At 57.6% G+C, this 15929-nt stretch carries 13 protein-coding genes; 5 read left to right on the forward strand and 8 right to left on the reverse strand.

Annotated elements, in window-relative coordinates:
* Window positions 1-139 precede the first annotated feature (139 nt).
* From HSW_RS15260 to HSW_RS15270, 3 genes are all read left to right on the forward strand, one after another.
* The gene (locus HSW_RS15260; RefSeq protein ID WP_044002623.1) at window positions 140-1876 is read left to right on the forward strand and encodes a phospho-sugar mutase; all 1737 of its coding nucleotides are present in this window, start codon (window positions 140-142) and stop codon (window positions 1874-1876) included.
* A gap of 300 nt (window positions 1877-2176) precedes the next feature.
* Window positions 2177-3292 (forward strand): porin family protein, encoded by a 1116-nt coding sequence (locus HSW_RS15265; RefSeq protein WP_044002624.1) that lies wholly within the window; start codon window positions 2177-2179, stop codon window positions 3290-3292.
* A gap of 222 nt (window positions 3293-3514) precedes the next feature.
* On the forward strand, window positions 3515-4045 hold the full coding sequence (locus HSW_RS15270) for a hypothetical protein (protein WP_044002625.1): 531 nt from the start codon (window positions 3515-3517) through the stop codon (window positions 4043-4045).
* 44 nt (window positions 4046-4089) lie between these two features.
* On the opposite strand, the gene HSW_RS15275 is transcribed toward HSW_RS15270, so the two are convergent.
* From HSW_RS15275 to HSW_RS15295, 5 genes are all read right to left on the reverse strand, one after another.
* Window positions 4090-5166, reverse strand: coding sequence for a hypothetical protein (locus tag HSW_RS15275; protein WP_044002626.1), 1077 nt, complete (start codon window positions 5164-5166; stop codon window positions 4090-4092).
* A gap of 224 nt (window positions 5167-5390) precedes the next feature.
* On the reverse strand, window positions 5391-7079 hold the full coding sequence (locus HSW_RS15280) for an ABC1 kinase family protein (protein ID WP_044002627.1): 1689 nt from the start codon (window positions 7077-7079) through the stop codon (window positions 5391-5393).
* A 158-nt stretch (window positions 7080-7237) separates the two neighbouring features.
* Complete coding sequence (locus HSW_RS15285; protein WP_044002628.1) at window positions 7238-7744, reverse strand: phasin family protein; 507 nt, start codon at window positions 7742-7744, stop codon at window positions 7238-7240.
* A 203-nt stretch (window positions 7745-7947) separates the two neighbouring features.
* A complete protein-coding gene (locus tag HSW_RS15290; protein ID WP_052346498.1) occupies window positions 7948-8883 on the reverse strand; it encodes an alpha/beta hydrolase in 936 nt (311 codons plus the stop codon).
* A 127-nt stretch (window positions 8884-9010) separates the two neighbouring features.
* A complete protein-coding gene (locus HSW_RS15295; protein ID WP_231501301.1) occupies window positions 9011-10162 on the reverse strand; it encodes a lysophospholipid acyltransferase family protein in 1152 nt (383 codons plus the stop codon).
* A gap of 215 nt (window positions 10163-10377) precedes the next feature.
* On the opposite strand from HSW_RS15295, the gene HSW_RS22965 reads away from it, so the two are divergent.
* Both HSW_RS22965 and HSW_RS15300 read left to right on the forward strand, forming a co-directional pair.
* Complete coding sequence (locus tag HSW_RS22965; protein WP_155833000.1) at window positions 10378-10761, forward strand: hypothetical protein; 384 nt, start codon at window positions 10378-10380, stop codon at window positions 10759-10761.
* A 15-nt stretch (window positions 10762-10776) separates the two neighbouring features.
* Entirely contained in the window at window positions 10777-12912 is a 2136-nt protein-coding gene (locus HSW_RS15300; protein WP_081768436.1) for a reprolysin-like metallopeptidase, read from the forward strand.
* A 30-nt stretch (window positions 12913-12942) separates the two neighbouring features.
* Here HSW_RS15300 and HSW_RS15305 read toward each other — a convergent pair whose 3' ends face one another.
* From HSW_RS15305 to HSW_RS15315, 3 genes are all read right to left on the reverse strand, one after another.
* Complete coding sequence (locus tag HSW_RS15305; RefSeq protein WP_044002629.1) at window positions 12943-14223, reverse strand: aspartyl protease family protein; 1281 nt, start codon at window positions 14221-14223, stop codon at window positions 12943-12945.
* 123 nt (window positions 14224-14346) lie between these two features.
* Entirely contained in the window at window positions 14347-15417 is a 1071-nt protein-coding gene (locus HSW_RS15310) for an o-succinylbenzoate synthase (protein WP_044002630.1), read from the reverse strand.
* Window positions 15418-15558: 141 nt separating this feature from the next.
* On the reverse strand, window positions 15559-15798 hold the full coding sequence (locus tag HSW_RS15315; RefSeq protein ID WP_052346834.1) for a KGG domain-containing protein: 240 nt from the start codon (window positions 15796-15798) through the stop codon (window positions 15559-15561).
* Window positions 15799-15929: the final 131 nt, after the last annotated feature.

The raw sequence follows: 15929 nt of genomic DNA on the forward strand, positions 1-15929 counted from the left end.
GGGCTTTGGGAAATAAAAAGGACAGATTAGCTGCGCTGTCCTTCGGGCGCTTCGCTGTACCTCCTCGCAATAACGGAAAAACCTCTTTTCTTTACTCCCGTTCTCTGAACCAGTTCAATCCCCCCAAAGCACCTACTCTATGGCCCTCACGCCCACCATTCAGGACAAAATCAATACCTGGCTCACCGATAGCTACGACGCCCACACGCACGCCGAAATCCGGCAGCTGCAGGCCGAAAACCAGGAGGATTTTCTGTCGGACGCTTTTTACCGCAACCTGGAGTTTGGCACCGGCGGTCTGCGCGGCATTATGGGCGCGGGTTCTAACCGCATGAACCGCTACACATTGGGCATGGCCACCCAGGGCCTGAGCAACTACCTGTTGCAGTCGTTTCCAGGCCAGGAAATCAAGGTGGCTATTGCCCACGATTCGCGCAACAACAGCGCCGAGTTTGCCCGCATTGCGGCCGATATTTTCTCGGCCAACGGCATCACGGTGTACTTGTTTGAGGCCCTGCGGCCTACGCCGGAGCTGTCGTTTGCCATCCGGGAGCTGGGCTGCCAGAGCGGCTGCGTAGTCACAGCCTCGCACAACCCCAAGGAGTACAACGGTTTCAAGGTGTACTGGAACGACGGCGCGCAGGTAGTGGCCCCGCACGATAAAAATATTATTCGCGAGGTAGAAGCCATTCACTCGGTCAGCGACGTGAAGTTTCAGGCCGATACCAGCCGGATTCACGCCCTCGGCTCCGACCTCGACGCGGCCTACCTAGCCCGGGTAAAGCAGCTCAGCATCAACCCTACCGCCATCCAGCGCCAGCATGATCTGAAAATTGTGTACACGCCGCTGCACGGCACAGGCATCACGCTGGTGCCCCAGGCGCTGGCGCAGTTAGGTTTCACTAACGTGAGCATCGTGGAAGCCCAGTCTACGCCTGATGGCAATTTCCCCACGGTACAGTCGCCGAATCCGGAGGAGAAAGTTGCCATGCAAATGGCCCTCGACCAGGCCAAAGCCCTCGACGCCGATTTGGTGCTAGCCACCGACCCTGATGCTGACCGCGTGGGTATTGCCGTAAAAAACAACCACGGCGACTGGGTGCTGGTAAACGGCAACCAGACGGCGGCGCTGCTGACGCATTACCTGCTCTCAGCCCGCAAACAGGCCGGCAAGATGACGCCCCAGGACTTCATCGTGTACACCATTGTAACCAGCGACGTGCTCGGCGATATTGCCCGCCACCACGACGTGACAGCCTACCAGACGCTGACCGGCTTCAAGTACATTGCCGGCATCATCCGCGACCTGGAAGGTCAGCAGCAGTACATCGGGGGCGGCGAGGAAAGCTACGGCTACATGATTGGTGACTTTGTGCGTGACAAAGATGCCGTATCGGCCTGCGCCCTACTGGCCGAAATGGCCGCCGCCGCCAAGCACCAGGGCCGCACGCTCTACCAGGAAATGGTGCAGATGTACCTGACCTACGGCTTCTATAAGGAGCACCTGATTTCGCTCACCAAAAAAGGCCAGCGCGGGGCCGAGGAAATTCAGGAAATGATGGCCGAGCTGCGCGCCAACCCACCCCGCACCATTGCCGGCCTGCCCGTGGTGGAGCTGCGCGACTACAAAACCGGCCGCATCCGCGACCTGCGCACCAACCTCGAAACCGAAACCGGCCTAGAAAGCTCCAATGTGCTCCAGTTCATTCTGGAAGATGGCAGCAAAATCTCGGCCCGCCCCAGCGGCACCGAGCCCAAAATCAAGTTCTACTTCAGCGTGCGGCAGCCCCTCAAATCGGCCGTGGACTTCGACCTGGCCGACAAGCTGGCCGGCGAAAAAATCCAGCGCATCATTGAGGATATGCAGTTGAAATAGTCTTTCTGATTTGTGAGTAACCGCAGAGAAGCCGGAACGGCATCAGTTCCGGCTTCTCTGCGGTTACTGCCAATTGGTACGCCCTTTATTTGCTCTACAAGAAGACCGTAGCTACCTGTTCTGATCGGTCGGATGGACTATCTATCGGCAATACGCTGCTCAGGCAACCGCAAGGCCGGTAATACTTTGATATAGCTCAGTGCAAACCGTAATATTGCATCGGTCAGCAGCATACACATTCGGTCAATCCCGCTGCACGCTGCTTGTTTTATCTACTCTTTTCCTGATTACTATCACCTCATGCGAGCTGTCTATCTTCTTCCTTTATTGACACTATTTGCGGGTACTGTAGCAGCTCAAAAAACATCGAATGATTTCGTGATTACATCATCCGGAGATACTTTGCGCGGGCAAACGGTCTTCAGCAAGCGCCTCCAGCAAATTCAACTCCGGCAGCCGAACCAGCCAGTTCAGACGTTCAGTGCCTCTCAGGCGGCCGCTTACGGTGATGAAACTGGGCCAATCCGAGTGAGCAAGAGGGTAGACCACCAAGCTAACCCGAAATTTCTGACGCCTCTGTTGAATGGTCCGGTGTCGCTGTACTCGGGTGAAAACGCGGAAGGCGAGTTACGGTTTTTCTTACAGCCGCAGGACTCTGCTTACGTAATTGAAATTCAGCCACGAACCCCACGGCTGGCTTATCTGCGGGTGATGCCTGGCTGCGAAAAACTGGATTTTTCTAACTTTGGCATCGAGAGCCTTTACCGCTACAACACGGGTAGCCTGCAACACTTAGTACAAACCTACAATGCCTGCCGGTATCCGCAACAGGCCAGTAGCTCTCCGGTTACGATAGGCGGATATCGCACGCAATTTGGAGTGAAAGCAGGAGCGAATATTACTCGTTTCACCGAACAAAGTGTCATATTAGGGAAGCAGGAGTCCCTGCTTAGCTACCAAGCCGGACTATATCTGTGGATTAGCTCCAAACGAGCTTGGGGTTTGCAAACGGAAGTAACATACGCAAAAATTAAAAGTGGCTATGAGCCGGTAAACGTCTACAATGGTTACGCAACGTATACTACCACTCGCGCCATAGAAATCGATTACGCCCAGATTCAGATACCATTGCTCTTACGGTATACTTTGCCCGGAATTAACTGGCGGCCTTACATCAGCGTGGGTCCTTCCTATTCCTTTAACTTCAATCGTAAGTCGGCAGAAGTATTTCAGGATTCTGATAAGGCCTCTCCTGTACGCAAACCAATCAACATACCTATCACCAACAACATAGGCACAGCAGCAGGGATAGGCTTACTGCTTCCAAAACCCAAATTGTCGATAGAGGGTCGGGTGGACTATACGTTTGATCCAATTCGGGTTGCGTTGCGCCTTGACGTTGGCCTGGCATTTTAGGGTTACCAATAGTTTCAGCCTAGCATACATAAGTTCTTGAAGTGTTCTGTAAACTTTAACCTGGCCGACAAGAAAACCCAGCGCATCATTAAGGATATGCAGCTGAAGTAAACTTTGGGGTTTATAAATACTACAAAAGCCGCCGCAACAGTTGCAGCGGCTTTTGTAGTTTTAGGCAAACCGTTTCGGCTGGTGTACCAGCAAACACATTTGTAGTTCTAAATGGCCTCTATTTCAGCACGCAGCTACGACGGGAAAGTTAAGTACCTGTTTTCTCCCGCCGCCCGGATTGTCGGCTATGTACTCGTTGGGTTTGGATTACTCGCCTTCCTGCAAACCATGTCCAGTTTCTTCTCGGATGGCATAACCTTCATCCAGCTGCTATCGGGTCCTGCCTGTCTGCTGGTTGGCTACGTTATGCTGTCAAGCTATGAAGGCATAACCCTGGATGCGCAAACTCGCCGTTATCGAACCTATAACTGGCTGCTTGGCTTCCGTCAGGGAGAATGGGTTCATTTGCCTGCTGTTATGCGGGTTTCAGTTGCCCCGTTCAATGCTGCATATACCCTGCATGACTCAATTGCGCCAAGCATAAAGGTGCAGCAACATGGCTTGTACCGCGTACTACTCAGCGTCGAAAATTCTCGTATCGGTATCATTGCAGTCGTTGATAAGCAGGAGTCTGCTCTGCAGAAGGCAGCTGTACTACGTGACATATTCGGTGTTGAAATGGTATCGACTCTCAAGACCTGAAACGGGGTGATAGACGCGGAATAATTATACGTGCTTAGATACCACTAAAACACAAAGTTGAACGAGGCCTGCCCCAGCAGCCCGCGCAGGTCGCGGCTGTGGCTGTTCAGAGGCACAAAGTAGCTGGCCTTGGTATCGAGCAGAACATGGCGGGTTTTGAGCAGTTCTATTCCCAGGCCCAGGTTCAGATTGGGGATGAACTCGTTCTTCTGGTCGTCGTTGCGGTTCAGGATGAAGCCGCCCACCTGGTAGCTGGTGTACAGGTTGAGGTAGCGGCGGCGGCCCCGCCCGAAGTTGCGTGGGTAGAAATCCTGCCCGAAGTTGATGACGAACAGCTCATTCACGAAAGCTGAGTCCGACTTGGTGGTGGTGGTAGGCTTGTACACGCCTAGGTTGAAGTAGCTCTTGCCTCGCGTAAACAGATACTTGATAGCGTAGCCCTGGTAAGCCGGGCTGGTCAGGCCGACTTTGGGGTTATCCAGCCGCAGGTAGCCGTACTCTACGCCCGGCATGTTCACGAAGCTCACGCGCCGGTTGCCCGTAGGGAAGCTGATTTCATCGAACAGTCGCAGTGTTACGTAGGCCTGACCTTGGTGGCTAGTTAGCTGCTGCTGCTGCTGCCGGAGTTGCTGCAATCTGGTTTCATGGCGGGCTACTTCCTCTTGCGCGTCTTGTCGCTCCTCTTTAGTGAGCTTAGCCTCCCGCAGGCGCTCTTCACTCCGAGTGAGTTGCGCTACTTCAGCTTGTTCCTGGGTGCGCAATTCCTGCAGGCGAGGGGCCAGGTTGCGGGCGTTGAGGTTGTTTTCCAGCACGTAGCCCAGCGTGGCGGTCAAAGAATCCAGCCGGGGCAGCTCGCGGGTGGGCAGGCTGAACTCGGCGGTGAGCTGCTCGGGGGTCTCTTCTTGCTTCTGCACCCGCGCCGCCCGGCTCCGGATAAAGCTGGTCAGGGCCACCCGCGCCTCAGCGTACTTCGTGACGCCCACGCTCAGCCGCTTCTGGGTTTCGTAAGATTCCTGGTCGTCGGTGGTTTGGGCCGTGGCCGCCGTGGCAGTGCTGAGCAACAGGAGTGGCAGCAGCAGGAAGCGGCCGAGGGAGGAGGTAAAGTTGGTGCAGTGTAGCATGTGCGTGTGCCCTGCCAAGTAGCAGAAGGCGGACGCAAGGTGAACTACATCAGCAAAGAACTATATGCCAAAGTTGTCCTTATCCAGACTTTCTGCAAAGGACAACACACGATGAAATTTTGCTAAATACAGGCTTTATCCGGTTTTTCGCTGCATTTCAGGTCTTTTTGATTCGGACTTTTACCGCGTCTACACTGATCAGCAAGATGCCCTGAGAAGCGCTGTTACTCCCGCCGCCGCTCGTTCTTGGTACCCAGAATAAACAAAATCAGCAGCAGAAACGCGGCGAGGCCCAGGCTATACCACGTTACCACCGGCAGGCCCCGGTAGAAGGGCATGGTGGCCGGATATTGCCCCAGTAGGCTCAGACCCGCAAACACAATAACGGCCACCGCCACCGCCGCCAGAATACCCCGACTCACTAACTGGTCGGCTTTGCGCATAAGGAGCTGATAGCCGCTTAGCTCCACGCGCACTCGTAAATCACCGCGCGAGATTTTGCGCATGATCTGGCGCACGTCGCTGGGCAGGGTTTGCAGCAGGGCCAGCAGCTGGGTGCCGGTGTAGAGTGCCTCGTTCTGAATATTTTCCCGCGAGTACTGCTCCCCAATAATGCGCGCCCCGTAAGGCCGCACGAACTCGAACGTGTTGAAACGCGGGTGCAGCACCTTCCCAATACCTTCCAGAATCACCAGCGCCCGCAAAATCAGGAATACCGAGCCCGGCACCTGCAACTTGTAGCGGTAGATGATGTTCTGGAGCGCATCAGCCAGGTCCGACATGCTCATTTCCTTCACGTCGAGCAAGGCGAAATCCTCAATCAGCTGGCTGAGGTCGGCTTCGAAGGCGCGCATATCCGGTATTTCGGAGGTAAGGGCCAGCCGGCGGAAGTTCAGGGCCATGCTGCGCGCATCTTGCCGGGCCATGCCAATGAACACGCCCGCAAAGGCGTACTTCTGCTGCTTGCTGAGGCGGCCCACCATCCCGAAATCAATGAGCACCAGCGTGCCGTCGGGGCGCACCAGCACGTTGCCGGGGTGCGGGTCGGCGTGGAAAGCCCCAAACTCGAAAATCTGGGTCAGGTAGATATCCATGCCGGTTTCGGCCACTTTCTCCGGGCTCAGGCCCCATTCTAGCAGCTGCGGCTTATCCGTAATCTTGCAGCCACTTACGAACTCAATCACCAAGATGCGGTTGGTGCTCAGCTCCCGGTACGGCTGCGGAATATAGAATGAGTCGTAGTCCTCATAGAGCTTGCGAAACTGCTCCATACTGCGGGCCTCGGAGGTATAGTCCAGCTCCTTAGTCATGCTCCGCTCGAAGGCATCCACAATGTCTTGGGGGTTGCTTAGGCCCTGGCGGCGCAGAAAAGGAGCGGTCAGGCGCACCAGCTCATGTAGCAGGCTCAAGTCGGTGCGCACTTTTTCCTGCACATCGGGACGCTGTACTTTCACCACCACTTTCTCGCCCGTGAGCAGGCGTGCCCCGTGCACCTGCCCGATACTGGCGGAGCCCAGCGGCACCTCCTCAAACTCGCTGAACACCTCCTCCAACGGCCGGCCCAGCTCCTGCTCGATAATGCGCCGGGCCTGCGCCACCGGAAACGGCGGCACGTTGCTTTGCAGCTTCTCAAACTCATCAATGAGCGGCTGCGGCAACAGGTCGGCGCGGTTGCTCAAGGCCTGAGCCAGCTTAATGAAGGTGGGTCCCAACTCCTCAATAATCATCCGAATCCGTTGCCAGCGCGTGGTTTCGAACACCGCCTGCTCCCCCTCCTGCCATGAGCGGCGCCGACTCTGCGGCACCAGCCGCCGCAATGCCGTGCTGGTCACTACGTCCTCGAAGCCGTAACGAATCAGCACCTCGGCTACCTGCCGGATGCGCGTGAGGTTGGATATGGTGTTCTTAAACATGCATCACGGATTTAGACGAATTGTCGGATTTCGCAGATGAGGCCCGGCTGTTCAGAGCAGAACGAATAGCGCTGAAAGCTGTTCAGGCTGCGAAATAAGCACATAAAAAACCCCGCCCGCTGCTAACGGCCGGGGTTTCACAGACTTGTTGCAACAACTTACGTGTTGCTTTCCGCCGTAGCGGTACCGTTGGCTTCTTTTTTGGCCGCACCGGCTTTACCGGCCGCCGTTTTTTGAGTTTTGCTGGCAGCAGTGCTAGTTTTGACAGCCGCCGTTTTTACGGCACCGGCCGCTTTGCTAGCCGTTCCGGTAGCTGCCGCTTTGGCTGTAGCAGCAGGCTTGGAAGCTGGAGACTTCTTAGTGGGAGCAGCCGCAGAAGCCGACGACTTTGCACCTTTTACAGTGCGCTTAAGCTCTTCCACATCGGCATTTGGCGCTACGCCCACGGTTTTGAGCAGCCGGGCGGCCAGGCCCTGTGCCTGCTTTTCCAACTCTTTGCGCTTGGTATCCGTGTTCTTTTTCAGGTCGTCCATGATTTTGGCTCCTTCCTGCTCCGAAAGCTTGCTCTCTTTCACCAGCGCATCAATGCTTTTCTGCACCCGGTCGTTGGTAAGTGACACGAAGCCGACACCGGCGTTTACGAATTTCTTAAACAAATCTTCCATGGAGCTGAGCAGTTAAAGTAGAGGGTGAGAAAAGAATAAAGGGCCGAAGCAAGAGCTGCAATTTAACAAAGTAGTATGCAAGCCTACTACTTTCAACAAACCTACGAAAACGCCGCTATATAGTTGAACATGAGGATATATTTTTGTTTCAGGTTCTCACGGTTTATACAAGACTCTCTGCCAAATGCGCAAAATGCCGTGTTTCAGGCGGCTTGCTTCGCGGCTATACTAGTCTTGTCAGACCAAACCTGGTGCGTGAAAGCGGCTACCTGATCAAGGGCGGTACGAGCTTCAGGCAGGAAACGCCAGAACAAATGCCACCAGTGCACCAAACCCTCAAATACCTGCAGTGTAACGGGCGTGCCGGCGGCGCGGGCTTTGGCGGCAAAATGCTGCACATCTTCTCCCAGCACCTCGGCGTCAGAAATCTGAATCAGTAATGGCGGCAACCCGCGCAAATCGGCCTGCACTGGCGATACCAGCGGGTGCGCCAGAGAAGTTTCGGCGGCGTAAAGTGGCCCCCAGCCCCGGATTTCCAGGGCTTCCAGCACCTGGCTTTCCTCCTGGCACACCCGCCGCAGCGTACCGACCGGCAGGAGCAGATCGGTCCAGGGCGAGAGGCCGATGGCAGCGGCCGGCAGCGCATCACCCGCATCACGCAGGGCCACCAGCAGTGCCAGTGCCAGCCCTCCGCCGGCTGAGTCGCCGGCTACCATGATGTTGGCGGGCTCGTAGCCTTGCGCCAACAGCCAGCGGTAAGCCAGCAGCGCGTCATCGAGGGCGGCCGGAAACGGATATTCGGGGGCTTTACGATAATTGATAGCCAGGGCCGACAGGCGGCACCGCTGCGCCAGCGTGCCCACCAGTGCCCGGTGCGTGTTCAGGGAGCCTAACACGTAGCCCCCGCCGTGCAGATAAAGCAGCACCCGCCCAGGCTGGGCCTGGGCCGGCCGCACCCACTCAACGGGCATGCCGTTAATGTCCGCGTCTTCTAAAAACACGTTCCAGGGCATCAGTTGGCCAAAAGACATCAGCTCGAAAGCCAGACGCATGGCCGGCAGACGGGGCCGCTGCCGGGCCAGCGGGCCGGTGGCAGCTGTAAGCAGCTGCTTGAGCAGCAGGTGTTGAGTGGAGGGCATTGGGTATGCGGTGGGGATTTTTCTGAAGAATGAGCTATGCGTTCATTCTTCATGGGAGGCTGAGTACTGGTAGCTGGGTTCTGAAAAGCAGGCAGTGGCGGGCTGAGCAGCCCTGCCCTCTGATCTGTCACTTAGTAATCCGGTGGCCCTTGTACCCCCGGATGGCAATGGGAATCCAACCTACTACGGGAATAAAGAAGGTGAGGGTAAAGGGGTTGCGCCACAACATGCGCCAGTATGCGCCGGGGCTGCGCAAATCCAGGTCGAAGTCGCGCCGGCCGTGGCGCATGTACTGCCGCTCAAACTCGCGGAACAGCGCAGGCCAGGCCCAAGGCAGGAAAAACGGGAAGTATCGCCAGTTTTCCTTAATGCGCTGCCACAGCTCTTTCCACTGATAGGGTTGCTGGCCGTACTGCTGCACAGCAGCGTCCATTTCCGCTTGCATGCGGGCGCGTACCTGGTTCGAGAGGTCCTCGTACTCGGGCCGGGTCAGCTCATCGGTGGTCTTGTTGGTTAGCTCGTAGGGCTTGATGCGGGAGCCTAGTACGAAGGTCAGCTTGGCCGGAAAAGCCATGTAAAAAAACCAGGGCTGCAGCAGCACCAGCAGAATCACGGGGCCCATTGGAATAAACGGAATCCCGATTTTCTTGCTCAGCCGGTTTACCCAGTCCCAGCTGTAGGTATAGGGGTTGAGGTACTCGCCGTTGATGGTGTAAAACGGGATGATATCGGTGCGGTGCAGGATGCCCATCCGTACGGTGCTGGTAGCTAGCCGCTGCAGCCGGTACTTGTTGTTGAACCCCTTGCCGATGCCTGGTACACCTTCGGGGTACAGCATCAGGTTGTGGTCGTTGTAATACATCATCGTCTCGAAGTTGAGCGTGGTGGCATCCACACAACCGCAGCGTTTCCAGAAATCCTGCACCTGAAACGGGTTCATCAGGGCCGACTGGGAGAGCATGGGAGCCGACAAGGGCCGGGGCAGGTCGCGCAGGTCGGGCAGCACGCGCCATAGGTGCGAGAGGGCCACCATAGCGTCCCAGGGAAAGGCCATACCCGAGTGGTTGGAGGCAAAAATCAGCGGCCGCTCGGGGTTGTTGCGCTGCGGATAGTTTTCGAAGCCAACCAACTTCGACCGGAACCACACCCGATCCAGCAGCTGCAGAATGTTCCGGTCAAGCGTTTCAACGAAGTGTTCATCGAAATAATCACTGTAAATATGCTGGTTCGCCAGAATAGCGGGAGATGGCTGAGGCAGCGCAGCGGGAGGATGAGCCATGGATGGGCGGGCGGAGCGGCGGATGAGGGAACAGACCGAAACGATGGGCTTCTAATGTACTGATTTTGCCAGGCTCACGGCTGATAATCCGCTGTAAAAGCCGCCCGAGCGAGTTACTACACCCTGCCTTGAGCAGTACTTTTTATTTTATATATTCAAATATTTATTGAAATAATTTAAATATATATTCACCCATATTTCAGTCGCCTCTCGATATGAAAATCGTTTTACTATTCCTATGCGGATTGGCATGGCTACCTGTTGGCCCGACGTACGCCCAACAGCCAGCCGCCCGGGTAGCACCGTTGGCCTGGCAAACTGTCGCCACTGCCACTGCTTCCGGCTCCTCGGGCCGCGTAGCAGTTACCAATGCCACCACGCTGGAAGCCTTGCTGCGTATGGCTCCTCCCGAAGCCCGGGCAGCAGCCGGCATTCTGCTTCCCGTTCCTCTCCCCGACGGCACCACGGAAACCTTCCGGGTGTGGCAGGTGCCCGTGCTGGCTCCAGAGCTGGCTACCCACTACCCGAACATTCAGACCTACGCCGGCCAAAGCCTGCAGCACCCCACCGTTACGGCCCGCTTCGACCTGACTCCATAAGGATTTCATGGGTATTTGTTGGGACACCCGGCCGGCCCGGTGCTAATAGAGCCAGTAGACGCGGCCCAAGGCACTTATACCAGCAAAGCCGCCGGGCGTCCGGCGCAGTCCTGGGCCTGTGAACTGCGGGTACTGGCTGGCAAGCAGCCAGCAGTGTCCACCCGCAACCAAGCCGCAGCCTTTGGCGGCACCTTACTCACCTACCGCCTGGCGCTGGCGTGTACGGGGGAGTATGCCACGGCCGTAACCACAAGTGCTACTCCGGCAGTGGCCGCTACTAAAACCAACGTGCTGGCGGCTATGGCAACTGCTGTAAACCGGGTGACGGGTATCTACGAAAGGGAGCTGGCCATCCGGCTGGTGCTTATTGACGGTAATGACCGGCTGATTTACCTCACGCCGGCCACCGACCCCTACACCAATGATGATGGTGGGGTACTGCTCGATGAAAATCAAACGAACGTAGATGCGGTAATCGGCTCCGCGAACTATGATATCGGGCACGTATTCAGTACAGGCGGCGGCGGCGTTGCAACTCTGCAGGCAGTATGTGATGTCAATATAAAAGCCTGGGGAGTAACCGGCTTGCCCCGCCCCGTTGGCGATGCGTTTTACGTGGATTACGTGGCGCATGAAATCGGGCATCAGTTTGGGGGCAACCACACGTTTAACAGTGTGACGGGCGGCTGCAATGGGAACCGGAACCGCCAAACGGCCATGGAACCCGGCAGCGGTACTACCATTATGGCGTATGCCGGCATCTGTGGGACCGATAATATTCAGTCCAGCTCCGGCCCGTATTTTCATGCCATCAGCCAGGACGAAATCCGGAGCTATGTGCTTGATACCCGCCCTAATTACGGCGGGGCCTGCCCGGTTTCCACCAGCACCGGCAACGCCGCCCCGGTCGTTACGGCTGGGCCGGGCTATACCATTCCCCAGGGCACCCCGTTTTTCTTGGTGGGCTCGGCTACCGATGCCAACGGCGACGCACTGACGTACAGTTGGGAGCAGCTGAACCAGAGCAGCCAGGGCGGAGCACCGGCCGCCGCTGCCACCAGCACAACGGCCCCGCTGTTCCGGGCTTTTGCACCGGCTGCCGTGCCTACTCGCACGTTTCCCCGTCTCAGCGACATTCTCGGCAGTATGGCCACGCTTGGGGAAGTGCTGCCTACCGTGGCCCGCGCCCTCACCTTCCGCCTGACGGCCCGCGACAACCGGGCAGGCGGTGGCGGCGTAGGCTCGGCCACTACTACAATTACGACCACGGCGGCCGGTCCGTTTCTGGTTACTGCCGCCAACTCCGCCCTTGCCCAGCCGCCGCTCAGTTCGTTTACGGTGACCTGGAGCGTAAACAATACCGACGTTGCGCCTATCGGAGCGGTCAACGTGCGCATTACCTTTTCTGCCGATGGTGGCCAGACGTTCCCGTATGTGCTGGCGGCCAGTACTGCCAACGACGGCAGCCAGCAGATTATCTTTCCCAATGTGCTTACGGCCACCGGCCGCTTGCGGGTACAGGCGGTGAACAACGTATTTTTTGACATCAATAACGCCGATATTACCCTGAGCGGCCCTTTACCGGTTACGCTCACCCGCTTTGCAGCTACTGCCCGAGGCACCACGGCGCTGCTGCGTTGGGCAACGGCCCAGGAGCTGCACAATGCCGGTTTCGAGGTGCAGCTGCAGGGTCCTCACGACCCGGAATTCCGCAAGGTGGCCTTCGTAGCCGGCCGGGGGACCACCAGCCAAAGCCAGACGTACGAACTGGAACTCCCGAATCTGGCACCCGGCCCCTGGTACGTGCGGCTGCAGCAACTGGATGAAGCAGATTCCGGGGCCAATGGCAGCTTCAGTGCTGTACAGTCCTTTGTAATTGAGCCCCAACCGATGCGCGTCAGCTTCTGGCCTAACCCGCTGGTGGCGGGAACCGGCACGGCCAGCGTATATCTTCCAGATGCAGGCCCCGTACAGATAACGCTGTATGATTTGCTGGGGCGGCCTGTATGTACCCTGCCTACCGTGCAGGCAGCGGCCGGCCTCACCGATATTCCGTTACCTCTTCCGGCGCTGCCGGACGGTCTTTACGCGTGGCGGCTTACCGCAGGCAGGCGGCCACCCATGCAGGGCAGAGTGATGCTCACTTCCTGATTGTTGCTTGTTGCGCCGGGTACACTCCTGCTATATCTGGCGCTTCAGGCGCACGGTGGCTGTGTACAGCTCCCCATCGGTACGCCGCACCACGAACAGCAGCTGCCGGCCATCCTCTGAATGCAGCATCCGACTGAACTGGTTCAGCGTAAAAAACTCAGCCGGAATAAGGTTGATCGACAGAATTTCCTCACCTGCCTGAAGGCCGGCGCGGTCAGCAGGGCTGTCGGGCTCCACGCGCAGCACTTTAAACTGGCGGTAGTTGGCACCCGTGGCCAAGATATCGAAACCGCACATATCGTGTTCAAACGGCTCCCGGAACATCAGATTCGGGCGCAGCAGCAGCACGTTGTGCTGGTAATCAATAATCACCCGAAAGCGTTTCAGCAATTCAAAGCCCAGGTTGCCGTTACGTGGCACTTCGGCCCGCAGGGCTACATCGGCAGCGTCCGGGAAAGAGGTAAGCAGAGAAGGCATCCGGTAGCGCCCCAGCTGCAACGCGGGCACCCGGGCAAGGTAGCCGTTGATATTGCCGTTGAGGCCCCGCCCCAGGGGCGTCCGGAGGCGGGTGGCTGGCAGCTGTAGGCGGGTATCGGAGGTAGTTTCGAGGGAGAGGGCATGCCCCGCGCCGGTATCCAGCACCAGCTTCATAGGCAGCGTACTGGTGGCATCTACCTGCACCGGCAGCGTCAGGTACGCTTTGCGGCCTTCCATATCCAGCGGCAGCCGGGCCCAGCGCCCTCCCCGGGGAGGTCGATAGTGCGTTGGCTCGTGCATAAGCAGCAGTTGCCGTTCCGGATCAATTTCCACCACAAAGCTGCGGAATACGTCGGAACCCAGCAGCCCGTGGATAGGCATACCAACGTAGCCGGAAAGATTCAGCACATCATCGGATAAAATCAGGAAGGGCAGTTTGGGAGCTTCTACTCCGCCCAACAGGCGCACAGCCACGCCTGGTATCTGGAAGGCTTCCAGCGGGCGTTCTTCCCCGGCCCCGGCAACCAGGAAGCGGCCTTCCATAGGTAAATCAAGCTCCTGCCCCAAGTGAGGGTCGGTAATGAGGGAAGTACCAATGCCGGTATCCAGCAGAAAATTGTAGGGCCCTCGTCCGTTCAGCCAGGTTTCCACCACAATCAAGTTACGCTGAATCAGGAAAGGAATCCGGGTCTTGCGCATCTGCACTTTTTCAAACCGGAAAGCGGCTGGCTGGGCCTGGGCAATACCCGCACTTGCAAACAACAGCAACACACCAAACCACCCCGCCCGGCCGCGGCCCGAGAACAGCAGTAGTGCACAGATTCGCAGTAACATATCCGGAGAGAAAGAGCTCTGGTAAGTTACTGAAAAAACACGGCTGTTGCAGCAGTTTTTTCAGGAAACCCATGGTTGTGCTTCCAACACAATAAAAGCGCGGTAGAACTCGCCAGCCAGGATTTACACCGGCTCCTCCAAGCTGCCGGTGGGGCTATAATGCAACTGCCCGGCGCGGATGTGCAGCGGCGCGGCTAGGTTGTTGTGGTACAGCTGACCGGTGCCCAGCCCCTGCGGAAAACCGGGCGTAGCGTAGGAGCCCGCCAGCTGGCTAACCGCGTTCAGCCCGATGTTGGACTCCAGCGCGGAGGTAAGCCACCAGCCAATCTGCCGGGTTTCGGCCTGCGCTACCCAGTTCAGGCTAGCCCGCAGCCCACCCAACAAAGTAGGCTTCAGGATCAGGTAAGCCGGTCGGATCAGGTCCAGCAGCTCCTGCTGCTGCGCAGGCTCGGTTAGGCCAATCAGCTCCTCATCCAGGGCAACGGGCACGGGCGAGTGGCGGCAGATTTCGGCCATAGCATGCCACTGTCCCGCCCCAATGGGCTGCTCGATGGAGTGCAGGTGGAAGCGGGCCAGTTGCTCCAGTTTCGGCAGGGCCTCGTGGGGGCTGAACGCGCCATTGGCATCTACGCGCAGCGTAAGCTGCCCGGGACCAGCCACGGCTCTGATTTCCCGCAGGATTTCCAGCTCGGCGGCGAAATCCAGCCCCCCGATTTTGAGTTTGAGACAGCTGTAGCCTTCCGTTAGCTTCTTCTCAATCTGCTGGCGCATGAAGGCTGCGTCGCCCATCCACACCAGCCCGTTGATAGGCAGCCCGGCCTCTCCCCGACTGAAGGCGTTATCATAGAGCACGCGCCGGCCGCCATTCTGCCAGTCAAGGGTAGCCGTTTCGAGAGCAAAGCGCAGGGCCGGCCACTCGGGGCCAACCAGCTCGGCGGCTTCTCCGGGCAATAGGTTGCGCAGCTGCCGACGGTTGAATTCCCGCACAAACCCTTCCAGTGTAGGGGCGAAATCGGGGCGGTGGTCGGGGCTGAGACCGGCCAGCGGAGCGGCTTCGCCAATGCCCGTTACTTCCGGCTGGTTGGTGTCATACAGGTGCAGATAGTACGCTGTATGCTCCGTGAGAGCCCCGCGAGAGGTACGAGCCGGAAAATTGAAGCGCAGAACACGGTGGGAATGACGCAGCTGGAGCATAAACGGAGCAAAAAAGAGCCGGAGGCAGGGAGCAGCAATATACGCCTCCTCCCGTAACGCAAACGCCGCCTTCCGGTAAGGAAGGCGGCGCGGTAAGGCAACAGAACCGGCAAAACCGGCTCCGTTTTCATTCTCAGCAGCTTATTCTGCAACGTTGCCCTGAGTGTTGTCGCGCCCACGGCTGGCTTGGCCACCCTTGCGGCCGGCCGCGCGGGCCTCTTCTGAGGTAAAGCGGTGTCCACGCCCGCTTAGGTGCGAGGCACGGCCCCCTTCACTGGCAATGCGGCGCTGGGTGGCGGCATCCATAGCTGCAAAGCCACGCGGACGCTTGGCTACAGGTGTTTCAGGAGTGGTGGGGCGGGTGGCAGATTTCGTATTCATATCAGCTTTGGTTGGGTAGTTAGTGAACAAGTAGATTCTTCGCACCAGAAGGTCGTCTGCTTACGGCTGATAGATGCGAGAGGTAGCTTAAAAAACGCCTAAACAATAGCAGATATAGCCAAAATACCACT

This window comes from Hymenobacter swuensis DY53 (genome assembly GCF_000576555.1).
GTDB lineage: Bacteria > Bacteroidota > Bacteroidia > Cytophagales > Hymenobacteraceae > Hymenobacter > Hymenobacter swuensis.